Annotated in this window: 24 protein-coding genes, 1 pseudogene and 1 riboswitch; of the genes and pseudogenes, 6 read left to right on the top strand and 19 right to left on the bottom strand. The window is 72.0% G+C overall.

Annotation, left to right across the window (positions count from 1 at the left end):
• Positions 1-4: 4 nt before the first annotated feature.
• The 9 genes from O1G22_RS34605 to O1G22_RS34565 form a co-directional block, all read right to left on the bottom strand.
• The gene (locus O1G22_RS34605; protein ID WP_270084895.1) at positions 5-1,093 is read right to left on the bottom strand and encodes a hemolysin family protein; all 1,089 of its coding nucleotides are present in this window, start codon (positions 1,091-1,093) and stop codon (positions 5-7) included.
• Positions 1,090-2,424, bottom strand: coding sequence for a hemolysin family protein (locus O1G22_RS34600; RefSeq protein ID WP_270084894.1), 1,335 nt, complete (start codon positions 2,422-2,424; stop codon positions 1,090-1,092). Before O1G22_RS34600 ends, O1G22_RS34605 begins: the two co-directional genes overlap by 4 nt.
• A 248-nt stretch (positions 2,425-2,672) precedes the next feature.
• Positions 2,673-3,128 carry a PH domain-containing protein gene (locus O1G22_RS34595; protein WP_270084893.1) on the bottom strand — a complete coding sequence of 152 codons (456 nt, stop codon included), beginning with the start codon at positions 3,126-3,128 and terminating at the stop codon, positions 2,673-2,675.
• Between the two features lie 14 nt (positions 3,129-3,142).
• Complete coding sequence (gene hisG, locus O1G22_RS34590) at positions 3,143-3,991, bottom strand: ATP phosphoribosyltransferase (protein WP_270084892.1); 849 nt, start codon at positions 3,989-3,991, stop codon at positions 3,143-3,145.
• 53 nt (positions 3,992-4,044) lie between these two features.
• A complete protein-coding gene (locus O1G22_RS34585; RefSeq protein ID WP_225101231.1) occupies positions 4,045-4,317 on the bottom strand; it encodes a phosphoribosyl-ATP diphosphatase in 273 nt (90 codons plus the stop codon).
• 34 nt (positions 4,318-4,351) lie between these two features.
• Positions 4,352-4,837, bottom strand: a complete 486-nt coding sequence (gene ribH, locus O1G22_RS34580) for a 6,7-dimethyl-8-ribityllumazine synthase (protein WP_225101232.1) — start codon at positions 4,835-4,837, stop codon at positions 4,352-4,354.
• A 21-nt stretch (positions 4,838-4,858) separates the two neighbouring features.
• Positions 4,859-6,148 (bottom strand): bifunctional 3,4-dihydroxy-2-butanone-4-phosphate synthase/GTP cyclohydrolase II, encoded by a 1,290-nt coding sequence (locus O1G22_RS34575; protein WP_270084891.1) that lies wholly within the window; start codon positions 6,146-6,148, stop codon positions 4,859-4,861.
• Positions 6,145-6,786, bottom strand: coding sequence for a nicotinamide mononucleotide transporter family protein (locus tag O1G22_RS34570; RefSeq protein WP_270084890.1), 642 nt, complete (start codon positions 6,784-6,786; stop codon positions 6,145-6,147). Before O1G22_RS34570 ends, O1G22_RS34575 begins: the two co-directional genes overlap by 4 nt.
• Positions 6,783-7,391: a riboflavin synthase gene (locus tag O1G22_RS34565; RefSeq protein ID WP_270084889.1), complete on the bottom strand. Its 609-nt coding sequence runs from the start codon at positions 7,389-7,391 to the stop codon at positions 6,783-6,785. Before O1G22_RS34565 ends, O1G22_RS34570 begins: the two co-directional genes overlap by 4 nt.
• A 154-nt stretch (positions 7,392-7,545) precedes the next feature.
• A riboswitch (FMN riboswitch) is annotated at positions 7,546-7,676 on the bottom strand.
• Between the two features lie 261 nt (positions 7,677-7,937).
• Between O1G22_RS34565 and O1G22_RS34560 the strand changes: the two genes are divergently transcribed.
• Both O1G22_RS34560 and O1G22_RS34555 read left to right on the top strand, forming a co-directional pair.
• Entirely contained in the window at positions 7,938-8,834 is an 897-nt protein-coding gene (locus O1G22_RS34560; protein WP_270084888.1) for an RNA polymerase sigma-70 factor, read from the top strand.
• 104 nt (positions 8,835-8,938) lie between these two features.
• Positions 8,939-9,682 carry an SDR family oxidoreductase gene (locus O1G22_RS34555; RefSeq protein WP_270084887.1) on the top strand — a complete coding sequence of 248 codons (744 nt, stop codon included), beginning with the start codon at positions 8,939-8,941 and terminating at the stop codon, positions 9,680-9,682.
• Positions 9,683-9,756: 74 nt separating this feature from the next.
• Here the strand turns inward: O1G22_RS34555 and O1G22_RS34550 are convergent, their stop codons facing one another.
• Positions 9,757-11,157, bottom strand: coding sequence for an ROK family transcriptional regulator (locus O1G22_RS34550; RefSeq protein WP_270084886.1), 1,401 nt, complete (start codon positions 11,155-11,157; stop codon positions 9,757-9,759).
• A 156-nt stretch (positions 11,158-11,313) separates the two neighbouring features.
• On the opposite strand from O1G22_RS34550, the gene O1G22_RS34545 reads away from it, so the two are divergent.
• The gene (locus O1G22_RS34545) at positions 11,314-12,528 is read left to right on the top strand and encodes an MFS transporter (protein ID WP_270084885.1); all 1,215 of its coding nucleotides are present in this window, start codon (positions 11,314-11,316) and stop codon (positions 12,526-12,528) included.
• 6 nt (positions 12,529-12,534) lie between these two features.
• Here the strand turns inward: O1G22_RS34545 and O1G22_RS34540 are convergent, their stop codons facing one another.
• Entirely contained in the window at positions 12,535-12,993 is a 459-nt protein-coding gene (locus O1G22_RS34540; RefSeq protein WP_270084884.1) for an acyl-CoA thioesterase, read from the bottom strand.
• 142 nt (positions 12,994-13,135) lie between these two features.
• Here O1G22_RS34540 and O1G22_RS34535 point away from each other — a divergent pair, with 142 nt between their 5' ends.
• The 3 genes from O1G22_RS34535 (at position 13,136) to O1G22_RS34525 (ending at position 16,427) form a co-directional block, all read left to right on the top strand.
• The gene (locus tag O1G22_RS34535) at positions 13,136-14,527 is read left to right on the top strand and encodes a uracil-xanthine permease family protein (protein ID WP_270084883.1); all 1,392 of its coding nucleotides are present in this window, start codon (positions 13,136-13,138) and stop codon (positions 14,525-14,527) included.
• A gap of 173 nt (positions 14,528-14,700) precedes the next feature.
• Positions 14,701-15,393 (top strand): DUF5995 family protein, encoded by a 693-nt coding sequence (locus tag O1G22_RS34530; protein WP_270084882.1) that lies wholly within the window; start codon positions 14,701-14,703, stop codon positions 15,391-15,393.
• Between the two features lie 104 nt (positions 15,394-15,497).
• Positions 15,498-16,427: an LLM class F420-dependent oxidoreductase gene (locus O1G22_RS34525; RefSeq protein ID WP_270084881.1), complete on the top strand. Its 930-nt coding sequence runs from the start codon at positions 15,498-15,500 to the stop codon at positions 16,425-16,427.
• Positions 16,428-16,467: 40 nt separating this feature from the next.
• On the opposite strand, the gene O1G22_RS34520 is transcribed toward O1G22_RS34525, so the two are convergent.
• The 8 genes and pseudogenes from O1G22_RS34520 to O1G22_RS34485 all read right to left on the bottom strand — a co-directional run bounded on the left by O1G22_RS34520 (position 16,468) and on the right by O1G22_RS34485 (position 25,379).
• Positions 16,468-18,165 (bottom strand): flavin monoamine oxidase family protein, encoded by a 1,698-nt coding sequence (locus O1G22_RS34520; protein ID WP_270084880.1) that lies wholly within the window; start codon positions 18,163-18,165, stop codon positions 16,468-16,470.
• A 49-nt stretch (positions 18,166-18,214) separates the two neighbouring features.
• The gene (locus O1G22_RS34515) at positions 18,215-19,003 is read right to left on the bottom strand and encodes a carbon-nitrogen hydrolase family protein (RefSeq protein WP_270084879.1); all 789 of its coding nucleotides are present in this window, start codon (positions 19,001-19,003) and stop codon (positions 18,215-18,217) included.
• 201 nt (positions 19,004-19,204) lie between these two features.
• Positions 19,205-19,550: pseudogene (locus tag O1G22_RS34510) on the bottom strand (DUF4232 domain-containing protein).
• A gap of 427 nt (positions 19,551-19,977) precedes the next feature.
• Positions 19,978-21,435, bottom strand: coding sequence for an HAD-IA family hydrolase (locus O1G22_RS34505; RefSeq protein WP_270084878.1), 1,458 nt, complete (start codon positions 21,433-21,435; stop codon positions 19,978-19,980).
• 14 nt (positions 21,436-21,449) lie between these two features.
• Positions 21,450-22,526, bottom strand: a complete 1,077-nt coding sequence (locus O1G22_RS34500) for an ABC transporter ATP-binding protein (RefSeq protein ID WP_270084877.1) — start codon at positions 22,524-22,526, stop codon at positions 21,450-21,452.
• 8 nt (positions 22,527-22,534) lie between these two features.
• A complete protein-coding gene (locus O1G22_RS34495) occupies positions 22,535-23,356 on the bottom strand; it encodes an ABC transporter permease (protein WP_225101249.1) in 822 nt (273 codons plus the stop codon).
• A complete protein-coding gene (locus tag O1G22_RS34490; protein ID WP_270084876.1) occupies positions 23,341-24,222 on the bottom strand; it encodes an ABC transporter permease in 882 nt (293 codons plus the stop codon). Before O1G22_RS34490 ends, O1G22_RS34495 begins: the two co-directional genes overlap by 16 nt.
• A complete protein-coding gene (locus O1G22_RS34485; protein ID WP_270084875.1) occupies positions 24,219-25,379 on the bottom strand; it encodes an ABC transporter substrate-binding protein in 1,161 nt (386 codons plus the stop codon). The genes O1G22_RS34490 and O1G22_RS34485 overlap by 4 nt, the downstream gene beginning before the upstream one ends.
• Between the last annotated feature and the right edge of the window lie 202 nt (positions 25,380-25,581).

The following is a 25,581-nucleotide window of genomic DNA, read 5'->3' as shown; positions in this document are numbered from 1 at the left end:
CCCGCTAGTTGGCGAGCACTCCCTCCGGCTCCCCGCTGATCCTCGGCTCCAGCAGCTGCACGTCCGGCATCTCCCGGTGCGCCGGATCCCGGACCTCCCCCACCAGCAGCTCCAGTACGTCCTCCAGGGCCACCAGACCCAGCACCTTGCCGGAGGCGTCGGCGACCTGGGCCAGGTGCGTGGCCGCCCGGCGCATGACCGTGAGGGCGTCGTCGAGGGGCAGCTCGGCCCGCAGGGTGGCCATGGGGCGCCAGACGTGCTGCGGGACGGCGCGGTCGGAGTGCTCCAGGTCGAGGACGTCCTTCACGTGGACGTACCCCATGAAGGGGCCCTTGTCCGTCGCCGAGACCGGGAAGCGGGAGTAGCCCGTGCGGGCCGTCAGCTCGACGATCTCGCCCGGGGTGACCGACGGGGTCACCGTCACCAGGGATTCGCGACGCAGCAGGACGTCCGTCACCGGGTGGGAGCCCAGCTCCAGGGCGTCCTCCAGGCGTTCCTGCTCCTCGGGGTCGAGGAGACCGGCCTGGCCGGAGTCCTCCAGGAGGCGGTTGAGCTGCTCGCTCGTCACCACAGCCTCCACCTCGTCCTTGGGTTCGACCCGGAAGAGGCGGAGGATGGCCTGGGCACAGGCCCCCAGGGCCACCGTGATCGGCTTGCACAGGCGGGCGAACGCCACCAGGCCGGGGCTCAGCCACAGGGCCGCCTTCTCGGGGGCCGCCATCGCAAGGTTCTTCGGCACCATCTCACCGATGACCAGGTGGAAGAAGACCACACCGGCGAGCGCGATCACATAGCCCAGGGGGTGGATCACGCCCTCGGGAAGGCGGACCGCCTCGAACACGGGCTCCAGCAGATGCGCCACCGTCGGCTCAGCGACGGCGCCCAGGGTGAGGGAGCACACGGTGATGCCGAACTGGGCCGCGGCCATCATCTGGGGCAGGCGCTCCAGGCCGTAGAGGACCTGGCGGGCCCTGGCCGTGCCGAGCGGTTCGATCTGGCTGCGGCGGACGGAGACGAGCGCGAACTCGGCGCCGACGAAGAAGCCGTTGGCGAGCACGAGCAGCGCGGCGAGGACCAGTTGGAGGACGCTCATCGGGCGGCCTCCATCACGTTGACCACCGGGGCCGTCCTGACCAGGCGGACCCGTTCGGCGCGGTAGTGGCCGACCTGGCGGACCGAGAGCCGCCAGCCGGGCAGTTCGGCCCGGTCGCCGGGGGCCGGGATCCGGCCGAGCAGGTCGGCGACGAGGCCGGCGACCGTCTCGTACGGCCCCTCGGGCACGTCCAGGCCTATGCGCTGGAGGATGTCGACGCGGACACTGCCGTCGACGTCCCAGGCGGGCTTGCCGTCCTGCGGCGGGGCGACGGCGAGTTCCGGCGCGTCCGGGCGGTCGTGCTCGTCGCGGACCTCGCCGACGAGTTCCTCGACGATGTCCTCCAGGGTGACGACGCCGGCCGTGCCGCCGTACTCGTCGACGACGACCGCGATGGGCTGCCCGGAGCGGAGCCGGGCGAGCAGGGGCTGGACGGGCAGCGTCTCGGGGACCAGCAGCGCCTTGCGGGCGATACGGCTCACCGGGGTGCGCAGCCGCTCGTGCACCGGGACGGCCAGCGCGTCCTTGAGGTGGGCCATGCCGACGATCTCGTCGATCTTCTCCCGGTAGACGGGGAAGCGGGACAGGCCGGTGGCCCGGGTGAGGTTGACGACGTCCTCGGCGGTGGCCGTGTCCTGCAGGGCGCTGACCTTCACGCGCGGGGTCATGACGTGCTGCGCGGTCAGCTCGCCCAGGGACAGGGTGCGGACGAAGAGGTCGGCGGTGTCCTGCTCCAGGGCGCCGGCCCGGGCGGAGTGCCGGGCCAGGGAGACGAGTTCGCCCGGAGTGCGGGCCGAGGCCAGCTCGTCGGCCGGCTCGACGCCGAGGGCCCGCACGAGCCGGTTGGCGACGGTGTTGAGCGCGGCGATCACCGGCCGGAAGAGGCGGGAGAAGCGGGCTTGCGGACCGGCGACGAAGCGCGCCACCTGGAGCGGCTTGGACACGGCCCAGTTCTTGGGCACGAGCTCGCCGATCACCATCTGCAGCGCGGAGGCCAGCAGCATGCCGACGGCCACGGCGACACCGGAGACGGCGCCGTCGGGCAGGCCGAGGGCCGCGAACGGGCCGTGCAGCAACCGGGCCAGGGCCGGTTCGGCGAGCATGCCGACGACCAGGGAGGTGATGGTGATGCCGAGCTGGGTGCCGGAGAGCTGGAAGGACAGCTCCTTGAGCGACTCCACGACCGTACGGGCGCGTCGGTCGCCGTCGGCCGCGGCCTTCTCGGCCTCCGGGCGCTCGACCGTCACGAGGCCGAACTCGGCGGCCACGAAGAAGCCGTTGGCGAGAATCAGCAGGAACGCCGCTGCGAGGAGCAGCAGGGAGAGGGTCACGCTGCCACCGCCTTCCCGGTATGTCGGGCAGGGGCGGCGCAGGTACTACAGGACGATCCGTCCATCGCTGGAGGGAGTCACTCCTCGGGTAGCAGGAACCCCTGGACGCCGGTCGGCGCACAGGGGCGGAGGCGCAGCGAAAAGGCCTCCGGCACCAGATTAATCAAGACAGGGGCCGCTCGGGCAGAGCAGACGCCCCCGAACCGACCCCGATCTGCCCCCGAGTGCACCCCGAGCCGTCCCTTGAGTCAGCCCCGCTCGTCGGCCCGGACGACGGTCGAGCGGGCCTCGGCGAGCGCCCGCAGGGCCCGCGCGTCGGCGATGGCGCGCTGCTTGGCGATGCCCGGCTGGATGCCGAGCGCGGGCAGGCTGGTGCCGTCGCTGAGGTTGAGGAACACCCACGGATCGCCCGGACGGAGGTTCACCTGAACGATCTCCGCCCACTCCAGGCGCCGTTTGCTGGCGATGTTGACCACGGTGACACCGGATTCGTCGGCGACGACCCGGACCCGGGCCAGCAGGGCGAGCACCCAGAAGATGAGCGCGCCGGTGATGACGAAGGTGAGCCGCTCACCGGGGCCGAGCTGTTCCAGCAGCAGCCCGATCGCGGAGATGGTGAGGAAAATCACCACACCGGCGGTGAGCAGGATCGCCCGGGTGTGGCCCGGCCGGAAGGTCACGGGAAGCGCGGGAGTGTCGGACATCACTCACACACCCCTCAGAGGCGGCAGGCGTGGATGGCCGTGGTCAGGATGGCGCGGGCGCCGATGGCGTAGAGGTCGTCCATGATCCGCTGCGCCTCCTTGGCGGGGACCATGGCACGGACCGCGACCCAGCCCTCGTTGTGCAGCGGGGAGACGGTCGGGGACTCCAGGCCCGGGGTCAGCGCGACGGCCTTCTCCAGCTGCTCGACGCGGCAGTCGTAGTCCATCATCACGTAGGTCCGCGCGACCAGGACGCCCTGGAGGCGGCGCAGGAACTGCTGGACCTTCGGCTCCTCGCCGTCGGCACCGGTGCGCCGGATGACGATCGCCTCGGACTTCATGATCGGCTCGCCGAAGACCTCCAGACCGGCGTTGCGCAGGCTGGTGCCGGTCTCGACGACGTCGGCGATGACTTCGGCGACACCCAGCTCGATCGCGGTCTCCACGGCACCGTCGAGGTGGACGACGGAGGCGTCGACGCCGCTGTCCGTGAGGTGCCCCGCGACGATGCCCTCGTAGGAGGTGGCGACGGTCTTGCCCTTGAGGTCCTCGACGCCGTTCGCCGTGCCGGGCTTGGCGGCGAAGCGGAAGGTGGAGCGGGCGAAGCCGAGGGGGAGGATCTCCTCGGCGTCGGCGCCGGAGTCGATCAGCAGGTCGCGGCCGGTGATGCCCACGTCGAGGCGGCCGGAGGCGACGTAGATCGCGATGTCGCGGGGGCGGAGGTAGAAGAACTCGACCTCGTTCACCGGGTCGACGATCCGCAGCTCCTTGGACTCGCGGCGCTGCTGGTAGCCGGCCTCATGCAGCATCTCCGCCGCAGGGCCGGACAGTGAACCCTTGTTGGGGACGGCGATGCGCAGCATGAGGTCGGCTTCCTTTGCGTGACGGGGTGTCTTCGGGACTCTTACGGCGGTGCTCAGAGGTGGGCGTAGACGTCGTCCAGGGAGATACCGCGGGCGACCATCATCACCTGGACGTGGTACAGCAGCTGCGAGATCTCCTCGGCGGCCGCCTCCTTGCCCTCGTACTCGGCGGCCATCCAGACCTCGGCGGCCTCTTCGACGACCTTCTTGCCGATGGCATGGACGCCCTTGCCGACCAGCTCTGCGGTGCGGGAAGTGGCGGGATCGCCGTGGGAGGCCTTGTGCTGGAGCTCGGTGAAGAGCTCCTCGAACGTCTTCTTGGACATGGTGTGCCCCACCCTAGCCGTTATGGCGGCCGACCTAGTGCCAGGGTTCGGATACTGAGCGCAGCGTCGCCGCCGTGGCCACCGCCGCGGTCACCGCCTCGTGCCCCTTGTCCTCGTTCGAGCCCTCCAGGCCGGCCCGGTCCAGGGCCTGCTCCTCGGTGTCGCAGGTGAGCACGCCGAAGCCGACGGGCACGCCGGTCTCGATGCTGACCTGGGTGAGGCCCTGGGTGACGCCCTGGCACACGTAGTCGAAGTGCGGGGTGCCGCCGCGGATGACGACGCCGAGGGCGACCACCGCGTCGTAGCCGCGGCCCGCGAGGACCTTGGCGGCGACCGGCAGTTCGAAGCTGCCGGGGACCCGGATCAGGGTCGGCTCGTCGATGCCCAGCTCGTGCAGGGCGCGCAGGGCGCCGTTGACCAGACCGTCCATCACCTTCTCGTGCCACTGTGCCGCGATGACGGCGACCCGCAGGTCGCCGGCGTTGCGTACGGACAGTTCCGGTGCACCCTTGCCGCTCACGTGTCTCCTCAGTGCTTTCTCTTACTGGTTGCCGCAGCCGGCCACGGCGGGCGTGTCCAGCCAGGGCAGGTCGTGTCCCATCCGGTCGCGCTTGGTGCGCAGGTACCGGAGATTGTGCTCGCCGGCCTGGATCGGCATCGGCTCGCGGCCGGTGACCTTCAGGCCGTGGCGCAGCAGCGCGTCGGTCTTGTCGGGGTTGTTGGTCATCAGCCGGACGCCGCGCACGCCGAGGTCGGCGAGGATCTGGGCGCCGGCGCCGTAGTCGCGGGCGTCGGCGGGCAGGCCGAGTTCGAGGTTGGCGTCGAGCGTGTCGCGGCCCTGCTCCTGGAGTTCGTACGCCCGGAGCTTGGACAGCAGGCCGATGCCGCGCCCCTCGTGTCCGCGCAGGTAGACCACCACGCCCCGGCCCTCCTGCTGGATGCGCTCCAGGGCGGTGTCGAGCTGGGGGCCGCAGTCGCAGCGCAGGGAGCCGAAGACGTCGCCGGTGAGGCATTCGGAGTGGATGCGGACCAGGACGTCCTCGCCGTCGCCGATCTCGCCGTGCACGAGGGCGACGTGCTCGACTCCGTCGGCGGTGGACCGGTAGCCGTAGGCGGTGAAGGTGCCGTGTGCGGTGGGCAGGCGGGTCTCGGCCTCGCGGCGGACGGTGGGCTCGCTGCTGCGGCGGTAGGCGATCAGGTCCTCGATGGAGATGATCGTCAGGCCGTGCTTGCGGGCGAACGGGATCAGCTCGGGCAGCCGCAGCATCCGGCCGTCCTCGCCGGCGATCTCCACGATGGCGCCGGCCGGGCGCAGCCCCGCCAGCCGGGCCAGGTCGACGGCGGCCTCGGTGTGACCGTTGCGGACGAGGACGCCGCCGGGCTTGGCGCGCAGCGGGAAGATGTGGCCGGGGCGGACGAAGTCCGTCGGCTCGGCCGTGCCGCTCGCGAGCAGCTGGAGCGTGGTGGCGCGGTCGGCGCCGGAGATGCCGGTGGTCACGCCGTGCGCGGCGGTGGCGTCCACGGAGACGGTGAACGCGGTCTTCATCGACTCGGTGTTGTCCTCGACCATCTGCGGCAGCCGCAGCCGGTCGAGTTCCTCGCCCTCCATGGGGGCGCAGATCAGGCCCCGGCACTCGCTCATCATGAAGGCGACGATCTCGGGGGTCGCCTTCTCGGCGGCGATGACGAGGTCGCCCTCGTTCTCCCGGTCCTCGTCGTCGACGACCACGACCGGGCGGCCCGCTGCGATGTCGGCGATGGCCTGCTCGACGGGGTCGAGCAGGAAGTCCTCGATGGGGTCGGTGTCGTGGAGCAGAGGTGCCGCGGTCATGCCGGAGCTCCTTCCAGGACGGGCTGCGGACGCCTGCGGGAGCGCAGCCACCAGTCGCGCATGCCCCACAGGACGAGCGCGCCGTAGATGACGTAGACGAAGCCGGAGAAGGCGTAGCCGTTGGTGAAGTTGAGGGGGACGCCGACGAGGTCGACGAGGAGCCAGGCGATCCAGAACTCGACCATGCCCTTGGCCTGGGCGTACATGGCGACGACGGTGCCGACGAAGATGTACGCGTCCGGCCAGGGGTCCCAGGACAGGCTCGGGTGGGCCTGGAAGAACAGGGCGACGGCGACCGTGCCGGCGGCGGCCGCGACGAGCATGGCCGCGCGCTCGCGCCAGGTGGCGAAGCGGGGCGCGATGTGGCCGTCGCCGGACCGGTCCTTGCTGCGCTGCCACTGCCACCAGCCGTACAGGGCCACGGCCATGACGACGGCCTGCTTGCCGGCGCTGCCGGTGAGATGGCCGTAGAAGGCGGCGAACAGGACGAGGCCGGACAGGAACTGCACGGGCCAGGTCCACAGGGAGCGGCGCCAGCCGAGGGCGAGCGTGATGAGGCCGAGGATGTTGCCGGTCATGTCCGACCAGATGATGCGCTGGCCGAAGAGGGTGAAGGCCTCGGAGTTCAGCCAGTTCACTTGCCGGCTCCCTGGGCGCGGTCGCCGAGGAGGCGCTCGACGTACTTGGCGATGACGTCGACCTCAAGGTTGACCGGGTCGCCGGGCTGCTTCACGCCGAGCGTGGTCAGGGCGAGGGTGGTCGGGATGAGGCTGATGGTGAAGTAGTCGGGGCCGGCCTCGACCACGGTGAGGCTGATGCCGTCGACGGTGATGGAGCCCTTCTCGACCACGTAGCGGGCGAGTTCCGCGGGGAGGGAGATCTTCACGATCTCCCAGTTCTCGGAGGGCGTGCGCGCCAGCACCTCGCCGGTGCCGTCGACATGGCCCTGCACGATGTGGCCGCCGAGGCGGGTGCCCACCGCGGTGGGGCGTTCGAGGTTGACCCGGGAGCCGACGGTCAGCGCGCCGAGGCTGGAGCGGTTCAGGGTCTCCGCCATGACGTCGGCGGTGAACTCGTCGCCCTCGTGCTCCACGACGGTGAGACAGACGCCGTTCACGGCGATGGAGTCGCCGTGCTGCGCGCCCTCGGTCACGACGGGGCCGCGGAGCCGGAAACGGGAGGCGTCGCCGAGGTTCTCGACGGCGGTGATCTCACCCAGCTCTTCGACGATTCCGGTGAACACTTCCCGGGTCCTCCTGCCTCTTCGGGCACGAACTCCGGGGCCTGTCGATGACGACAGCATGTACGGGTGAGCACACCGGACGACGCCGAAAAAAGGGCCGTCCGCGCACGGACGAGCCCAGATACGGCGACGCGCACGAATACGTGCCCGCCCGCCGCGCACTGCCTCCCATCCGGACTTTAACCGTCGGTCCAGGAATTTCACCTGGTCAACCGGTCGCTGGAAGCGACCGGGTCGCGGACTGTAACCGCCGGTTCGGACTTTCACCGACCCCGGAGTGCGCTGCTTCTGGTACACGGCCAGTGTGCCACGCCGGACGGCCGTCCAGACAGGCGAGGAGTGTGGGTTCTCTCACAGTGCGTGTCACCGGCCTTGCGCGGCGCAGTCACACGGGCCGACTGCCGTGCTCGGCGGGCGGATTGAGCCTGGTCCGGACCATTGACCGTACTGGTCTAGTCCTTTTAGGGTGCGGACGGGTCCGGCGGCGGTGACGACGGCCCTTGCCCGCCGCCGGGCCGCCATCGCCGTTCTGGCAGGCTGACGCGCATGACCGTGCCACTGCCGCCGCTCGCCGCCGAGTTCGAGTCCCACCGGCCCCGCCTGTTCGGGCTCGCCTACCGGCTGCTCGGCTCCGCGCACGAGGCGGAGGACGCGGTGCAGGACGCGTATCTGCGGTTCAGCGGTGCCGACCGGGCGGCGATCGGGCACCCGGGCGCATGGCTCGCCAAGACCGTCACGAACCTCTGCCTGACCCGGCTGACCTCGGCTCGCGCCCGGCACGAGGACTACCGCGGGCCCTGGCTGCCGGAACCGGTGCTGACCTCGGACGGCACGCTCGGCCCGCTGGAGTCGGCGGAGCAGCGCGACGAGGTCTCCATGGCGATGCTGGTGCTCCTCGAACGGCTGACGCCGACCGAGCGGGCGGTGTACGTGCTGCGCGAGGCGTTCGGCCACAGCCACCGGGAGATCGCGGACGTGCTGTCCCTGAGCGAGGCCAACTGCCGCCAGCTGTACCGGCGCGCGGTGGCCCGGGTCGCCGCGCCGGAGGGCCGGTTCGAGCCGGCGCGCGAGCGGCAGGAGCAGCTGGTGACGACGTTCCTCGCGGCGGCCCGCGAGGGCGATGTGGCCGGTCTGGAGCAGCTGCTCGCCGAGGACGTGGTCTGGTGGAGCGACGGCGGCGGCAAGGTGTCCGCGGCCCTGCGTCCGGTCGAGGGACGCGACAAGGTCATGCGCTTCCTGGTGGGCGGGGCCGAGCGGTTCGCGGCGGACTGGACCTACACGGTGGTGGAGGTCAACGGCGCGAGCGGGCTGGCCGCGTGGGTCGGCGAGGTGCTCGTCGGGGTGGCCGCGTTCGGGCTGCGGGACGGTGTGATCACCGATGTGTGGGCCGCGATGAACCCGGACAAGCTGGGCTTCGTACGGCGGCAGCTCGTGCCGTCGTAGCCGCGCCGGCCGGCGCTTGTCACATTCGGCGGGGGCTACGTGGTCTGAGCGTGCGAACAGTGCCCCGACCGGGGCACCCGGAATCCGAGAGGGACGGGAACAGCATGACCACGATCCTGGTGACCGGCGGGACCGGCACACTCGGCCGCCATGTGACGGAGCGGCTGCGGGCGGACGACCGCGAGGTGCGGGTGCTCAGCCGGCGCGCGCAGCCGTACGCCGTCGATCTGCGCACGGGCGGCGCGGGCCTCGACACCGCGCTCGCGGGAGTGGAGACGGTGGTGCACTGCGCGAGCACGCAGCGCGGCGGCGACGAGCAGGCGGCCGGTCACCTGATCGCGGCGGCGCGGCGGGCCGGGGTGCGCCATCTGGTCTACATCTCCATCGTCGGGGTCGACCGGATTCCGTTCGGCTACTACAAGACCAAGCTGGCGGTGGAGCGCCAGATCGAGGAGTCGGGCCTCGGCTTCACGCTGCTGCGCACGACCCAGTTCCACGACCTGGTGGTCACGGTCCTGGACGGACTGGCCAAGCCGCCCGTTCTCCTGCTTCCCGCCGGCGTGTCGGACCAGCCGGTGGAGGTGACCGAAGTCGCCGACCGGCTCGCCGAGTTGGCCCTCGCCGCACCGGCCGGACGGGTATCGGACATGGGCGGCCCCGAGGTCCGCTCCTTCGACTCCCTGGCCCGCGCCTACCTCGGTGCGACCGGCCGCCGCCGGGCCGTGGCCCAGCTGCCGCTGTTCGGCAAGACGTACCGCGCCTTCCGGGCCGGCGGGCATCTGGCACCGCATGAGGCGGTGGGAAAGGTGACGTTCGAGGAGTATCTGGGGCGGCGGTTCGGCCGCTGACGGGAGGAAGGCGGGGCGGACGGGCCGGTGAGGCTGACCCCGGGGCGTGAGCGGACGGGGTGTCCGGTGGGTGGTCAGGTGCGGTCCGCGGGGGCGAAGATTTCGTCCTGGGCGCGGTCCCTGGCTGTCAGAAGGGCGCCGCGCAGGACGGCCGCGCCGCCGAGGGTGCCGGCGCGGACCTCCGTGCGCAGCGGGGACATCCGGCGCAGCCGTTCCTGCACGAGACTCGCGAGCACCGGGCCGCCGGCCTGTCCGGCCTCGCCGCCGAGCACCACACAGCCGGGGTCGAGGACGGCCACGACGGAGGCGGCTCCGACCGCGATCCGCTCGGCGAGGGCGTGGAGGAAGCGGCCGGCGGGGTGATCGGCGGGGACGGTTCCGGCGGGGACGGTTCCGACGGGGGCGGGGGCGGCCGGAGACGGGCCGGAGGCTTCGCCCGCGTGAGCCGCCTCCTTCGCCGCGCCCCGTTCCCCCGGCGCCTTTTCCGCCGCGCCCCGCTCCCCCAGCACCCCCTCTGCCGTATCCCGCTCCCCCAGCACCCCCTCCGCCGCGCCCCGCTCCCCCAGCGCCTGCTGCACCGCCGTCACGGCCCCCCGCACGACCGCCGCCGCCGCCGGTCCGTCCATCATGGCCGGGACCGGCAGCCCGTGGTCCGCTGCCAGGGCGCCGATCGCCGCCGCACCGGTCAGGGAGTGGAAGCCGCCGGCGCAGTCCTTCGCCGAGGGCAGGGAGTCGGTGCCCGGCACCGGCAGGAAGCCGATCTCGCCGGTGCCGCCCGAGGCACCGCGGCGCAACGTGCCGTCGAGGACGACCGCCGCGCCGACGCCATGGCCGAGCCAGAGCAGGACGAAGGTGTCCCGGTCCCGGGCGGCGCCCTCGCGTTGCTCCGCCACGGCCGCCAGGTTGGTCTCGTTCTCCACCGTGACGCGGGCCTCGGGCAGCCGTTGCTGCAAGGCGGTCGACAGGCTGCGGTGCCACTCGGGCAGTCCCCCGGAGTCGCGCAGGTCGCCGGTGGCGGGGTCGATGAGGCCCGGCGCGCCAATGCCGACGGTGTGCAGCCGGTCCGCGCCCGCCTCCTTGGCGGTGCGCTCCACCGCCGCCACCGCCTGTTCCACGGCCGGCCCGGTCCCGGTGTCCCCGCCGATCGGCACGGACGCCTCGGCGAGCACCCGCCCGACCAGGTCCGACACCAGCACGAAGACGCCCTCGGTGCGGACGTCGAGCGCGGCCAGGTGGGCGCGGTCGGCGACGATGCCGTACAGCCGGGCGTTCGGACCGCGGCGCTGCTCGCCGGACTCGCCGACCACGGTGATCAGCCCGGCGGCGGTGAGCCGTTCCACGAGATCGGCGACCGTCGGCCGGGACAGACCCGTCAGCTGCTTCAACTGCCCTGCCGTCAGCGGGCCTTCCTGCTGGAGCAGCCGCAGGGCGAGCCGGTCGTTGATGGCCCGGGCGGTGCTGGGTGATGCGGGCATGACGGGAATCCTCCCAGATCGGCGGGCGTCCCCCTCGCCCCCGCCTCGGAGCCCCCGCCCTCGGGCTGCGGCCGTAAAACCGTCTATCTATCAGGCAGGGTCCCTGATAGTTTACGGCGCGTGCCGGCAGGGCGACCTGTGGGGAGGGGCTGGAACATGAGTGACGTGGGATACGCGCCCGGCGAGGTGCGGCGCGCCCGGTACGCCGTGGCGGCCGTGTTCGCCGTGCACGGCGCCGTGACCGGCTCCTTCGCCACCCGGGTGCCGTGGGTCCAGGACCATGCCTCGCTCGGCGCGGGCCAGTTGGGCTTCGCGCTGGCGTTCACGGCCTTCGGTGCCTCGTGCGCGATGCCGCTCGCGGGCCGGATCAGCCACCGCTTCGGCAGCCGTACGGCGCTGCGCGGGCTGCTCGCGCTGTGGACGCTGTCGCTGGTCCTGCCACCGCTGGCGCCGAACCTGTACACCCTGTGCCTGGCGATGTTCACCTACGGCGCGAGCGCGGGCATGGCCGACGTCGCGATGAACGCGCTCGGCGTCGAGGTCGAGCGGCTGCTGGGCAAGTCGATCATGTCGGGGCTGCACGGCATGTGGAGCGCGGGCGCGCTGACCGGTTCGGCGGCCGGCACGCTGGCCGCGCATCTGGGCGCGGACGCCCGCGTGCACTTCCTGATCGCCTCGGCCGTGCTCACCGTCCTCGGGCCGGCGGCCTGTTCCTGGGTGCTGGACCTCCAGCCCGCCGAGGACGAGGAGCCGCCGCCCCGGTACGCGCTGCCGCCGCGCTCGGCGCTGCTGATCGGCACCGTCGGCTTCTGCGCGGTGTTCGCGGAGGGCGCGAGCCTGGACTGGTCGGCGGTGTTCCTGCGGGACCGGCTGGACAGCTCGGCCGCGGTGGCGGCGGCCTGCACGACGGGCTTCATGCTGACCATGGCGGTGGCCCGGATCGCCGGGGACGCGGTGGTGAACCGTTACGGCGCGGTCCGTACCGTCCGGGCCGGCGGGGTGTTGGCCGTGCTGGGCGGTCTGCTGATCGTCCTCACCGGGCAGCCGGCGGTGGCGATGGCGGGGTTCGGGCTGATGGGGCTCGGCATCGCGGTGGTCGTACCGCTGTGCTTCGCGGCGGCCGGGCACGCGGGCCCGAATCCCAGCCAGGCCATCGCGGGCGTGGCGACGATCACCTACACCTCGGGGCTGATCGCGCCGAGTCTGATCGGCGGGGTGGCCCAGGCGACCAGCCTGGTGGTGTCGTTCGGCGTGGTGACGGCGCTGGCATGCGGGCTCGCGGTGTTCGCGGGGGTGCTGCGCAGCGCCGAGCGCGGCGGCCGCACGGAGAGCAGCCCGCGGCCGGCCGCCGTTCCCGACCCGCGCCCCTGAGGCAGGTCAGCCGGCGGGGCGCAGCAGCTCCCGGCCGACGGCGCGGAAGGCCTCCGACCAGGGCGCCGGCCGCATGGTCGTGGCGTCGAGCCGGACCAACACCCGGGTGCCCCGGGCGTAGGTCCGCGTCCCGTCCGCCGAGCAGAACCGGAAGCCGTAGGTCAGGCCGGTGGTGCCGAGCCGTTCCAGCCAGAGGTGGACGGCGTAGGTGCCGGGGCTGGTCACCGGTGCCTCGTAGCTGACGCGCAGCTCGCGTACGGCGTTGCAGGCGTCGCCGGCCGCGTGCCAGTCGCCGTCGAAGCGGACGCCGTGCGCGCTCCACAGCTCGGTCCAGGCGCGCTCGACCAGCACGGGGTAGCGGGCGTTGTGCAGGAGGCCGAGCGCGTCGAGGTCGTCGAAGTGGACGGTGACGGGGATCAGCCGACCGTAGGAGACGGCGGGGGCGATCGAGGCTTCGGCGGTCACGGGAGGGGCTCCTGAACATCGTTGCTGAGACAGTCCCATACTAAGCGACCGCTCAGGAGCCTGGGGCTGGAGGCCCCCAGGTCAGCCACCCGCGACAATGGTGCAGACCGTCTTCATGTACGTAAGAAAGCGAAACCCCACCATGGATCTCGGCGTGCGCTGGAAACTGCACGGTGACGGGCGCACGCCCGCGCCCGGAGCGGTGGTACGCCCCGACGAACGGCTCTCCTGGCCCCGTACCGTGGGCCTGGGCGCCCAGCACGTGGTCGCGATGTTCGGCGCCTCCTTCGTGGCCCCCGTGCTCATGGGCCTGGACCCGAACCTGGCGATCATGATGTCGGGCGTGGCGACCGTGATCTTCCTGCTCGCCACCCGCGGCCGGGTCCCGAGCTACCTCGGCTGCTCCCTGTCCTTCGTCGGCGTGGCCGCCGTCATCCGCGCCCAGGGCGGTACGAGCGCCACGGTGACCGGCGCGGTGTTCATCGTCGGCGTGGTGCTGTTCCTGGTGGGGCTCGCGGTGCAGCGCTTCGGGGCGCGGATCATCCACGCGGCCATGCCGCCGATCGTCACCGGCGCGGTCGTGATGCTGATCGGCTTCAACCTCGCCCCGGTGACCGCCTCCACCTACTGGCCGCAGGACCAGTGGACGGCCCTGCTGGTGATGCTCTTCACCGGCCTGGCGGTCGTCTGTCTGCGTGGTTTCTGGTCCCGTATCGCCATCTTCCTCGGTCTGGTCTTCGGGTACGGCATCTCCTGGGCGTTCGACCGGATCTTCGGCAAGATCCACTCCATGGGCCCGGGCGGCAAGGTCACCGACCACTGGCGCCTGGACCTCTCCGGCGTCTCCAAGGCCGACTGGATCGGCCTGCCGCACTTCCACGGGCCGTCCTTCCAGTGGTCGGCGATCCTGGTCGCGCTGCCGGTCGTCATCGCCCTGGTCGCGGAGAACGCGGGCCATGTCAAGGCGGTCGGCGAGATGACCGGCGACCCGCTGGACGACAAGCTCGGCACGGCGATCTCGGCCGACGGCATCGGCTCCATGCTGTCCACGGCCGTCGGCGGCCCGCCGAACACCACCTACTCCGAGAACATCGGCGTGATGGCCGCCACCCGCGTCTACTCCACCGCCGCATACTGGGCCGCCGCCGGCTTCGCCCTGCTCTTCGGCATCTGCCCGAAGTTCGGCGCCGTCGTGGCCGCGATCCCGGGCGGTGTCCTCGGCGGCATCACCGTGATCCTCTACGGCATGATCGGCCTGCTCGGCGCCCAGATCTGGCTGCACGCCAAGGTGGACCTGCGCAACCCGCTGAACCTGGTGCCGGCCGCCGCGGGCATCATCATCGGCGTCGGCAACGTCAGCATGAAGTTCACCGACACCTTCTCGCTCAGCGGCATCGCCCTCGGCACCCTGGTCGTCATCACCGGCTACCACGCCCTGCGCGCCTTCGCCCCGGCCCACCTGAAGCAGCAGCAACCGCTGCTGGACGAGGGCACCTCCAGCTACGACGCCGAGGAGCCGCACACCAAGTCGTAGGCGCACGCCGGGGCGAGGGACGCGCGCGATCAGGTCCTGCTCCCGGTTCGCAGCGGTCGGCGCCGCGGGCGTTCTCCCCCTCACCCCACGGACATGTCCTCGCGTTCCCCCGTTCCGGCGAAGCGACGGGCCGGTCGGCGCGCCGGGCGGCCCGGGGCTGGGACCCTTCCCCCATGGCGCAGTTGGAACGCTTCACCACTCCCGTCGACGCGGTGGTCGCCCGGATGCGCGCGATCGGCGCGGCCCTGCCCGAGCGCGACGGGGTCGCCGTGTTCAACCGCGTCTATCTCGCCGTGACCGAGGAGGTCGACCGGCGTCTGGACGGCGGGGAGTTCCCGGACCCGCGGGCGGCGACCGCGCTGGACGTGCGGTTCGCGGAGCGCTATCTGGCGGCGGTCGATGCGAGCGTGGCGGACCGCCGTCCACCCGCCTGCTGGCGCCCTCTCTTCCAGCTCCGCCGCCATCCCGGGGTACGGCCGCTGCAGTTCGCGCTGGCGGGCATCAACGCGCACGTCGGGCACGACCTGGCGCTCGCCGTGGTGGACACCTGCCGCACGCTCGGCTGCGAACCGGCCGATCTGGAGGACGAGTTCGACCGTGTGGGCGAGATCCTCGTATCGCTGGAGGAGCGCATCCGCGAGGATCTGATGCCGGGCCCCGACCTGCTCCAGCTCGCCGATCCGCTCACCCATCTGCTGGGTTCCTGGAGCCTGGAGCGGGCCCGGGACGCGGCCTGGGCGGCGGCTCGGGCACTGTGGGTGCTGCGCCACTGCGGCGAGGTCGCCGAGGAGTTCACCGAGCGGCTGGACGCGGCCGTGGGGCTCGCGGGCCGGATGCTCCTCACCCCGCTCCCCGAACTGATCTGACCCCGGGCCGGACTGGCCGAAACCGACCCCCACGCGAGCCGCCCCGGAAGAGCCGTGTCCGCGCCGTACGTTGACGTGCGGCACCCCATCGACAAGGAGCGGACATGGCAACGCGGCTCGGTCTCGGTCTTCCCCAGATGCGGCAGTACTCCCTCGGCACGGACGTCCCCGACGTGGCCCGCGCCGCCGAGCGGATCGGTTACACGAGCCTGTGGGTCTTCGAGCGGGCTCTGTTCCCCGAGCCCGCCACCCAGGGGCTGTACGGCATGGACGGCGTGCCCTGGCCGGACCAGTACCGGAACGTGGCGGACCCGCTGGTCACCCTCACCCTGGCCGCGTCGGCCACCGAGCGGGCGGAGCTGGGCTCCAGCGTCCTGGTGGCACCGCTGCACGTGCCGTTCCAGCTGGCCAAGGCCCTCGCCTCGCTGGACGCGGCGAGCGGCGGCCGGGTGCTCGCGGGCCTCGGCACCGGCTGGTCCCTGGACGAGTACGCGGCCTCCTCCGTGCGGCCCTTCGAGGAGCGCGGCAAGTCGCTGGACGAGATCATCGAGGTGTGCCGGGCGGTGTGGGGCCCGGATCCGGTCGTCTACGACGGCACCCTGACGAAGATCGCCTCCGCCGTGGTCGGACCCAAGCCCGTCCGGCCGATCCCGGTTCTGCTGGCCGCGGGCAACCGGCGGGCGTTCCGGCGGCTGGTCGACCACGCCGACGGCTGGCTGCCGGCGGGCTTCAGCGCGCAGCAGGTCGGCGCCCAGTGGCGGCAGCTGCGGGAGCTGGCCGAGGAGCGGGGCCGTACGCGGCCGATCCGGACGGTGCTGCGGGTGAACACCGACCGCACGGCCAAGGCGTACGAGGGCGCCGACCGCAGGTCTTTCCAGGGCAGTGTCGACCAGATCGTGGCGGACCTCGTGGAGTTCGCGGAGCTCGGCATGGACGAGATCCTGATCGACCTCCAGGGCAGCGCGCGGGACGCCCAGGAGCTGACGGATGCCGCCGCGGAGGTGTTTGAAAAGGCGCGGGCGGCCGGATTCTGAGGCCGGCCGTCCACGCCTTGGTACATGCTCGCTCTCCTGCTCAGTCCTCGGGCAGCTCCACAGGGGCGATCTCGTCGTAGGCGTCACCGGGGCCCGGGTTGGCCGGGTCGGTCTCGCCGCCGAACTGGTGCATGACGCCCCAGACCGCGTTCAGCGCGGTCTGGACGGCGCCCTCGGCCCAGCCCGCCGTCCAGGAGATGTCGTCGCCGGCGAGGAAGATGCCCCGCTTGTCCTCGGGCAGCCGGTCCTGCATGAAGTGGGTGAACAGGCGCCGCTGGTAGCGGTAGTGGCCGGGCAGGTTGGCCTTGAACGCGCCCATGAAGTAAGGCTCGTTCTCCCAGGAGACGGTCACCGGGTTGCCGATGATGTGCTTCCGGATGTCGACCTTGGGGTAGATCTCACCGAGCGACTTCAGCATGACCTCCATCCGCTCGTTCGCGGACAGCGGCAGCCACTTCAGGCTGTCGTCGCACCAGGTGTAGGACAGGCAGATCACGGCGGGCTTGTCCGGGCCGTCGTCCAGCAGGTAGGTGCCGCGGGTCATGCGGTCGGTGAGCGTCATCGACATGACGTCCCGGCCCGTCTCCTCGTCCTTGTCCAGCCAGAACGGCCGGTCGACAGGCACGAAGAGCTTCGAGGACTCCATGTAGTGGGTGCGCTCGATGGCGGTCCAGTGGTCGATCGGGAAGAGCGAGTCGTCGCAGGCGATCTTGGACAGCAGCATCCAGGACTGGGCGGTGAAGATCGCCGCCCGGTAGGTGCGGATGTCGCCGTTCGCGTCCGTCACCGTGATCTGGTTGCCGGCGGTACGGTGCAGCCGGGTCACGGCCGGGCGGGGCTCCCCGCCCATGTGCAGGGACTTCAGCGAGGTGCCGTACGGCCAGTGGACGATCTTCTCCGGCTCGCGCTCCCACAGGCGCAGCGGCAGCTGCTGGGAGCCGCCGACGATGCCGCGGTGGTGGTCGTCGGCCTCGGTGTAGACGACACGCAGGATCTCCAGGATGGAGTTCGGGAAGTCGGTGTCCCAGCCGCCGGTGCCGAAGCCGACCTGGCCGAAGATCTCGCGGTGCCGGAAGGACTTGAAGGCCTCGGAGTCGCAGAGGAAGCCGTAGAAGGTCTGGTTGTCGAGCTTCTCGACGAGCTTCGCCCAGATCTCGCGGATGCGCGGCACGTCCCGCTCGCGCATGGCGCGGTTCATGTCCGAGAAGTCGGCGCCCTCTTCGAGACACCTGTTCCAGGCGTCGGCGACGTCCCGGTAGACCTGGGGCAGGTCGTCGACGGTCTCGGCGTAGTGCGACTCGCCCTTGAGGTCGACCACGGTCGAAGGCGTGGCCTCGGCAAGGGGGTTGGGGAAGGGCTTGGTCTCCAGGCCGACCAGGTCGATGTAGTGCTGGAGGGCGGTGGAGGACGGCGGGAAGCGCATCGCGCCCAGCTCGCAGTTGAGGGACTCGTCGCAGCCCTCGAAGCCGACGGTGCGCAGCCGGCCGCCGATCTGGTCGGCCTCGTAGACGACGGGCTTGAGGCCCATCTTCATCAGCTCGTAGGCGGCCACGATGCCGGACAGACCGCCGCCGATGACCGCGACCTCCGTGCCGTGCTCGGTCGCGGGTATCTGGCCGAGGCCCGCCGGGTGGGCGAGGAAGTCGTCGTAGGCGTAGGGGAAGTCCGGGCCGAACATGGTGATCGGCGGCTGCTGCCCGTCGGTGTGCTCGACGGCGTTGGGCACCGTGGACGTCATGGGGTACGGACTCCTTGCGCGAAAGTACTCAGGGGGAGGTTCGGGGGTTTCAGATCAGGGACCCGTACAGACCGGGGCGGCGGTCCTTCAGGTACGGGTTGGCCTCGCGGGACGCGGCCAGGAAGGCAAGGTCGGCGTCGGCGACGACCAGCTGCTCGGCGCGGCCGGCCCGGGCGCGGGCGATGCCGTCGGGACCGGCGAGGGTGGAGAGTCCGACGAACTCGAACTCCCCTTCGTGGCCTACCCGGTTGACGTAGGCGACGTACATCTGGTTCTCGAAGGCGCGCACCGGGATCATCGATTCGGCGACGAACTGGAAGGGGTGCATCTGCGCGGTCGGGACGACGAGGAGGTCGGTGCCGGCCAGGGCGTGGGCGCGGACGTTCTCCGGGAACTCGACGTCGTAGCAGATCATCAGGCCGACGGTCAGGCCGTTCAGCTCGGCCTGCACGACCGGCTGCTCACCGGGGGTGAAGTGGTCGCGCTCGAAGCAGCCGAAGAGGTGGGTCTTGCGGTAGTTCGCGAGCCGGGTGCCGTCGGCGGAGATCAGCTGGGCGGAGTTGTAGACGGTCTCGCCGGCGCGCTCGGGGTAGCCGTAGGCGATCGCGATGCCGTGCCGGCCGGCGGTATCGGCGATCGCGTCGGCGGACTCGCCGTCGGCGGGCTCGGCGAGGCGGCCGATGTCGTCGCCGATGGCGTACCCGGTCAGGAACATCTCCGGTGCGGCGAGCAGCGCGGCGCCCGCGGCGGCGGCCCGGCCCGCGGCGGCGTCGAGGACCTTGAGGTTCTCGGCGATCGAGCCGGGGCGGCCGGAGCTCTGGAGCAGGGCGGTGCGCATGCGTGATCCTCACCGGAGAGGGATTTGGGGGGCCACGAAGAAGGTACGGTCGGCGCACTCGGCCGGACAAGAAGGAGCCGTTGCGCGCCGGTGCGCGGATCGTTGCGTGGAGACGGGGCGGAACGGCGATTCGTTGCGCGCCCCAGGGACGATCACCGTTCCCACCGGCGCTTCATCCTCCCCTCCCCCCGTCTCGATGTCCTACTTCCTGGTGCCGACCGGGTCGACGGTGATGGTCCTGCCGCTGCCGTCCGTGACCGGGACGTCGATGCCGACGGCCAGGGTGTGGGAGTGCGTCTCGTCGGGAGGCGTGACGATCAGGCTGGTGAAGGTCTCGCCGGTGCCGCCGGAGGTGTTCGGCGGGTAGTGCAGGGTGAACCGGGTCTCGTCGCCCGGCTCGACGCTGACCGGCACGGGGGGCGAGGGTGCTCCGCTTGGCGCTGACGGTGCCGTCCTTGCTCTTGAGGTCGGCACCGGGGAAGCCCTTGAGGGTGCAGGTGGCGGAGCCGGCGTTCTTGAGGTTGACGATGAGCTCGCCCTCGGCCATGGCGCCGGAGGTGCTGAACGCGAGCTGGGAGGTCTTGCACGCGCCCGCGCCGCCGCCCACGGCCGTGCCACCGCCGCGTGAGCCGGACTGACCGCTGCCGGTGCCGGTGTCTGTTCCGGTCGCGGTGCCCGGACCCGTGCCGGAGGAGGTGCCGCTGCCGGAGGCGCCGTTGCCGCCGGTGCTCCGGCTCGGAGCGGGGAGTCACTCTTGTCCGAGGAGCCGCTGCCACTGCCCTGGCAGGCGGTGAGCGACAGACCGGCGACGGCGGCGACAGCGAGCAGCGAGAGCTTCTGGACGCGCACGATTCCCCTTCAGCAGGTACGGGTGACGTGCTGTTCCATGAGACCCCGAGGGCAGTCGGGGCGTCGCGGCCGACACGGCTCCCGTACATGGCTGTGACAAGCAGCGGATCTCCCGCCGCACCGGGTCACCCGAGGGGCAGGGCGAATGTCGTGACGACCGCCGCGTGGTCCGAGGGCCAGTCGTTGCCCGCCACGTCCGGCCACGGGCGCGGGCTGCCGGTGACGAGGGTGCGCGCGTCCCGCACGGTCAGGCCCCGGTGCAGGACGTAGTCGATCCGGTCCTGCGGCTCGGGCCGCCCGCTGCCGTCCTCGTGCACGGGGTGGATCGGCGACCAGGTGTGCCCGGGTGCGGCGGCGGGGTCCGGGTGGGCCTCGCGATAGGAGTCGGCGAAGCCCGCGTCCTCGGCGGCCCTCGTCACCGGCCAGGCCACGTCCGGCCAGTCCAGGTGGGAGGGGCAGTTGAAGTCGCCGACCAGGACGACCGGGACGCCGTCGGCGGACGACTCGGCGATCCGGCGGAGCGCGTCCCGCATCTGTGTGAGCCGGACCTCCTCGTGGGCGATCAGCTCGGCCGCCGGCAGCCCGTCGAAAGCGGACTCGTAGGGCCCGTACGGCGTGTAGTGCAGATGCGCGGTCCACACATCGACCTCGCGGCCGGACGCCACGGCGACCCGGACGCCCGCCGCGCCGTAGAAGCCGACGTTCGGGTCGCCGAAGCGGGCGGTGATGGGGTGGCGGCTGATGACGCCGAGATTCTCGCCGGCCCGGTGGTGGTGCCAGCCGAGGGCCTCGGCCAGCTCCTGGGCGGCCGTACCGCCCGTCTCCTGGAGGCCGACCACGTCGGCGCCGCTGTCCAGGATGACCTTGAGCTGCTTGGCCCGGTGGTCGTCGACCTTGCTGCCGCCGAGCCACAGGTTCCAGCTCATGACCCGCAGTCCGGGCGCGACCATGCGCCGCAGCTCCTCGATCGTCACCCCCTCCAGGCTCTCCCGTACGGTCCGGCCGGGTGCCGTGCCGATCGGGGCGAGGGACGGTACGGCGAGGACGGCGCAGCCGGCGGCCTCGGCGGAGGCGACCCCGGTCTCGGTGTCCTCGACGGCCACGCAGCCGGCGGGGTCGACGCCGAGGGCACGGCAGGCGGCCAGGTAGGGGTCGGGGGCGGGCTTGGTGCGGTCGGTGTCGTCGGCGGTGACGGAGGCCGCGAACCGGTCGGCGCCCAGGGCGTCGAGGACGACGTCGGCGACCGCGCGCGGGGACGCGGTGACCAGCGCGGTCGGGATGCCGGCGGCGGCCAGCGCGGCCAGCAGGTCCAGGGCGCCGGGGCGGGGCACGATGCCGGTGCGGACGCGGTCGGCGAACTCGCGGTGCAGCTCGGCGGCGAGCTCGGCGTCCGGCCGGCCGGTGGCCGCGGCGAGCCAGTCGGCGGTGTGCTCGACCGCGCGGCCGAGCACGTCCGGCTGGTCGGCCTCGGTCAGCGGGCGTCCGGCGATCTGCTCGACCGCCTCCCACCACAGCCGCTCGGTGTCTACGAGCGTGCCGTCCATGTCGAACAGAACCGCCTGCGGGGCGGTGTGGGGGGGCATGTTCGGGTGGTTCCTCACTTCTGGATACGTTCGGCCACCAGCACCGGCCGCTCGGGCAGCGACACGGCGACGGCGGCTCCGGCGCCGATCCCGGTGGCCTCGTACGCGGGCAGGTCGGCCTTGGCCTCGGTGCCGTCGGCGAGCCGCACGGTGACTCGGACGACCGCGCCGAGGAAGGCGGTGGCGACGACGCGGGCGGTGCCCTGCTCGTCGGCCGTCACCTGGACGGCCTCGGGCCGCACCAGCACGTCCACCGGGCCGTCCGGCACCGCGCCGTCGGCGGGCAGTCGCTGCCCGAGCACCCGGACCGTGCCGCCCGACAGCTCGCCCGGGATCCGGCTCATCGTGCCGACGAACTCGGCGACGAAGGCGGTGGCGGGGCGGCCGTACAGCTCGGCGGGTTCGGCGCACTGTTCGAGGCGGCCGGCACGCATCACGGCGACCCGGTCGGCGACCGACAGGGCCTCCTCCTGATCGTGCGTCACGAACAGTGTGGTGATGCCGAGTTCCTGCTGCAGGCGGCGGATCTCCTCGCGCAGGGTGAGCCGGACCTTGGCGTCGAGGGCGGACAGCGGCTCGTCCAGGAGCAGCACGCGTGGGCGCAGCGCGAGGGCGCGGGCCAACGCGATGCGCTGCTGCTGGCCGCCGGAGAGCTGGTGCGGATAGCGCTCGCCCTTGTCGGCGAGACCGACCAGCTCCAGCAACTCGGCGGCACGAGCTCGCCGTTCGGCCGTACGGACGCCGCGCATGCGCAGCCCGAAGGCGACGTTGTCGACGGCGTTCAGATGCGGGAAGAGGCTGTACGACTGGAAGACCATGCCGGCGTCACGGCGGTGGGCCGGGACGTGGGTGACGTCCTCGCCGTCCACCAGTACGGCGCCGGAGTCGGGGTGTTCGAACCCGGCGAGCATGCGCAGCGCGGTGGTCTTGCCGCAGCCGGAGGGGCCGAGCAGGGCCAGGAACTCTCCCGGGCGGACGGTCAGGTCGAGTCCGTCGAGGGCGACGGTGGCCCCGAACTCGCGCCGCAGGGAACGGAATTCGACGGTCGCGGCCTTTTCCGCGGTGGCCTTCTCAAGGGTGGTGGCGGTCATGATGTGTGTCATCCCCGGGAGTTCGCGGTTCGGTTGCGTCCGCCGCCGGCACCGGCGAGCGCGAGGAGCAGGGCCCAGGTGACGAGCAGGCTGAGCACGGACACGGCGACGGACATCTGGGCCTGCGAGCCGCCGACGTTGTAGATCCACACGGCGAAGGGCTGGTAGCCGAGCAGCTGGGCGACGGTGAACTCGCCGAGCACCAGGGCCAGCGTGAGGAAGGCCGCGTTGAGCAGGGCCCCGCGCAGGTTCGGCAGCACGGCCCGGACCAGCGCCTGCGGCCAGGAGGCACCGCAGCTGCGGGCGGCCTCGACCAGCGTGCGTACGTCGATGGCGCGCAGGCCCGCGTCCAGCGCCCGGTACACGAACGGCAGCGCCATCACGACGTAGGCGAGGACGAGCACGACCGGGAAGCTCGGGTTCTGGATCGCGACGAACGTCTCGAACAGCGGGGTCCGGGACAGGTGGTCCGGGCCCCACTTCAGCACGGTGACGATCCCGGCGACGAACGCGATCGGCGGTACCACCAGCGGCAGTGAGCAGACCACCTCCACCACCGGCCGCAGCCGGGGCGCGCCGAGCCGGAGCGCGACCATGGCGGGCACCATCAGCAGCAGCACGGCCGCGATGGTGGCCGCGGCCAGCTCCAGCGAGAGCAGCAGGCTGGAGACGAAGCCGTCGGTGGACAGGATCTTGGTGTAGGCGTCGAAGGAGACGCCCTGGCCGGGCACGTCGACGGTGAAGACCACGGACGCGCCGAGCGGCACCAGGAAGTACAGGGCGGCCAGGCCGAGGACGGCCCAGCGCCACGGGGTCAGGCGTCGAGCCATCGGGCGCTCCGGCGTTGCAGGGGCAGGTACACGGCCATCACCACGCCGGCCACCAGGACCATGTCGAGGCTGAGGGCGAGCGCGATGTTCTCCTGGCCGACGAGGACGTTGCCGGACAGGGCGTCGGCGATCTGCAGGGTGACCAGCGGGACCGCGCTGCCGACCATGGCGGCGGCGGTGGCGTAGGCGGCGAAGGCGCTGCCGAAGAGCAGCACGAGCCCGCCGAGCAGCGAGGGCGCGAGCACCGGCAGGGCCACGTGGCGCCAGTACTGCACGCCGGTGGCGCCGTTGTTGAGCGCTGCCTCGCGCCACTGGGTGCGCAGGCCGTCCAGCGCGGGGGTGATGGTGAGGACCATGAGCGGGATGAGGAAGTACAGGTAGACGAGGACCAGGCCCCAGAAGCTGTAGAGGTCCCAGCCGTCGTCCTTCAGGCCGAGGTGCACGGTCAGGACGCCGGCGTTGCCGAGGGTGGCGACGAAGGCGAAGGCCAGCGGGACGCCGCCGAAGTTGGCGAGGACGCCGGAGGCGGTCAGTACGGCCTCGCGCAGCCAGCGGGAGCGGGAGGAGACCACGGCCTGGGCGAGCGGCAGCCCGAGCAGTGCGCCGAGCGCGGCGGCGGTCGCGGACAGCTTGACGCTGCCGAGCAGGGCGGTGAGGTACGGCCCCTGGAGCGAGTCGGTGAGGTTCTGTGTGCCGTAGTGCCCCTGCACCGAGAAGGCGCCGTAGACGATGGCCAGGGCGGGCAGGCCGAAGGCGATGGCGACGAAGACCAGCAGCGGTACGACGGCCAGCCAGCCGGGGGCGCGGCGCCGCCGCTTCGCCGAAGCGACGGGCGCCACGTCCGCGCGCGTGAGGGCGGCGGTCATCCGGAGACGGCCTTCCCCCAGCCCTGCGCGATGACCGTCTTGGCCTTGCTCTGCTGGGCCTCGGTCGGGAAGGAGGGCGTGCCGGTAACCTTCGGCAGCTTGGCGGCGGCCGCCGTGTCCAGCGTGCCTGCCTTCTGCAGGGCGGCCATCAGGGCCGGGCGGGCGTAGCCCTTGAGCCACAGGTTCTGGCCCTCGGCGCTGTAGAGGTACTCCTGCCAGAGGCGGGCGGCCGCCGGGTGCGGGGCGTCCTTGGTGATGGCCTGGGAGTAGTACTGGGCGTACTGGCCGTCGGTGGGGATGGCGACCTTCCAGTCGAGCCCCTTGGACCGGAACTCGTCGGCGTACCCGGCGTTGAGGTAGTCCCAGTCGATGGAGATCGGCGTCTCGCCCTTCTCGACGGTGGCCGGGGTGGACTCGACGGGCGTGTAGTTGCCGCTCTTCTTCAGCTTGGCGAAGAAGTCCAGGCCGGGCTGGATGTCGTCGAAGGAGCCGCCGTTCGCCAGGGCCGCCGCGTAGACGCCGCCGAAGGCGGAGCCGGACTTGGTGGGGTTGCCGTTGAGGGCGACCTGGCCCTTGTACTCGGGCTTGAGCAGGTCCTTGAAGCTGGTCGGGCACTCCTTGACGCGTTTGTCGTCGCAGCCGATGGAGATGTAGCCGCCGTAGTCGTTGTACCAGCGGGCCTGCGGGTCCTTCTGGGCCTCGGGGATGTCCCCGTACGAGGCCACCTTGTACGGCGCGAGCAGGCCCTGCTGGGCGGCGCTCAGCGCGAACGAGCTGCCCAGGTCGAGCACGTCGGGGGCGCGGTCCTGCCCCTTGCGGGAGGTGACGGCGTTGATCTCGTCCTGGCTGGTGCCGTCGGGGCTCTCGTCCTCGATCTTGATGCCGTACTTCTTCTGGAAGCCGTCGATGATCGCGCCGTAGTTCGCCCAGTCGCGGGGCACGGCGATGATGTGCAGCGTGCCCTCCTTCTTGGCCGCCTGGACCAGGGCGTCCATACCGCCGAAGGCGGCGGCGGAGGTGGCGGTGGCGGCGCTCTTGCCGTCCTTGGTGGTGGTCGACGCGTTGTCGGGGGCGGCGCCGCAGGCGCTGAGGGCGAGCGCGGCGACGACGGCGAGGGAACCGCCGAGCACGGCGTTTCTCGGCAGGGACACGGTCACGGTCTCTCCAGGGGGACACATGAGGAGCGGAGGGGAACTTGTCTGAACAAGTTGGCCTCAGTACGCCCGGCGTGGGTGTCCGGTCCGTAAACACTGGCGAAACACCGAGCCCCGATTCCCTGCACAGTTCCGGCTGACACGGATCACCAAGGAATGTCGATTAGGCTGGTCACGCTGTGCACAGCGACCTACGCAGAGGGGA

The organism is Streptomyces camelliae (assembly GCF_027625935.1).
Classification (GTDB): domain Bacteria; phylum Actinomycetota; class Actinomycetes; order Streptomycetales; family Streptomycetaceae; genus Streptomyces; species Streptomyces camelliae.
The sequence above is the reverse complement of the archived record's forward strand: the minus strand, read 5'-3'. Positions and strand labels throughout refer to the sequence as shown.

Excerpts from the sequence above, each read along its gene's own strand:
- O1G22_RS34545 (WP_270084885.1), top strand. The coding sequence starts at position 11,314 with ATGAGTGACGTGGGATACGCGCCCGGCGAGGTGCGGCGCGCCCGGTAC.
- O1G22_RS34550 (WP_270084886.1), bottom strand. The coding sequence starts at position 11,157 with ATGCCCGCATCACCCAGCACCGCCCGGGCCATCAACGACCGGCTCGCC.
- O1G22_RS34500 (WP_270084877.1), bottom strand. The coding sequence starts at position 22,526 with ATGACCGCCACCACCCTTGAGAAGGCCACCGCGGAAAAGGCCGCGACC.
- O1G22_RS34520 (WP_270084880.1), bottom strand. The coding sequence starts at position 18,165 with ATGACGTCCACGGTGCCCAACGCCGTCGAGCACACCGACGGGCAGCAG.
- hisG (WP_270084892.1), bottom strand. The coding sequence starts at position 3,991 with ATGCTGCGCATCGCCGTCCCCAACAAGGGTTCACTGTCCGGCCCTGCG.
- O1G22_RS34555 (WP_270084887.1), top strand. The coding sequence starts at position 8,939 with ATGACCACGATCCTGGTGACCGGCGGGACCGGCACACTCGGCCGCCAT.
- O1G22_RS34535 (WP_270084883.1), top strand. The coding sequence starts at position 13,136 with ATGGATCTCGGCGTGCGCTGGAAACTGCACGGTGACGGGCGCACGCCC.
- O1G22_RS34585 (WP_225101231.1), bottom strand. The coding sequence starts at position 4,317 with ATGTCCAAGAAGACGTTCGAGGAGCTCTTCACCGAGCTCCAGCACAAG.
- O1G22_RS34560 (WP_270084888.1), top strand. The coding sequence starts at position 7,938 with ATGACCGTGCCACTGCCGCCGCTCGCCGCCGAGTTCGAGTCCCACCGG.
- O1G22_RS34605 (WP_270084895.1), bottom strand. The coding sequence starts at position 1,093 with ATGAGCGTCCTCCAACTGGTCCTCGCCGCGCTGCTCGTGCTCGCCAAC.
- O1G22_RS34495 (WP_225101249.1), bottom strand. The coding sequence starts at position 23,356 with ATGGCTCGACGCCTGACCCCGTGGCGCTGGGCCGTCCTCGGCCTGGCC.
- O1G22_RS34575 (WP_270084891.1), bottom strand. The coding sequence starts at position 6,148 with ATGACCGCGGCACCTCTGCTCCACGACACCGACCCCATCGAGGACTTC.
- O1G22_RS34515 (WP_270084879.1), bottom strand. The coding sequence starts at position 19,003 with ATGCGCACCGCCCTGCTCCAGAGCTCCGGCCGCCCCGGCTCGATCGCC.
- O1G22_RS34530 (WP_270084882.1), top strand. The coding sequence starts at position 14,701 with ATGGCGCAGTTGGAACGCTTCACCACTCCCGTCGACGCGGTGGTCGCC.
- O1G22_RS34505 (WP_270084878.1), bottom strand. The coding sequence starts at position 21,435 with ATGCCCCCCCACACCGCCCCGCAGGCGGTTCTGTTCGACATGGACGGC.
- O1G22_RS34525 (WP_270084881.1), top strand. The coding sequence starts at position 15,498 with ATGGCAACGCGGCTCGGTCTCGGTCTTCCCCAGATGCGGCAGTACTCC.
- O1G22_RS34595 (WP_270084893.1), bottom strand. The coding sequence starts at position 3,128 with ATGTCCGACACTCCCGCGCTTCCCGTGACCTTCCGGCCGGGCCACACC.
- O1G22_RS34490 (WP_270084876.1), bottom strand. The coding sequence starts at position 24,222 with ATGACCGCCGCCCTCACGCGCGCGGACGTGGCGCCCGTCGCTTCGGCG.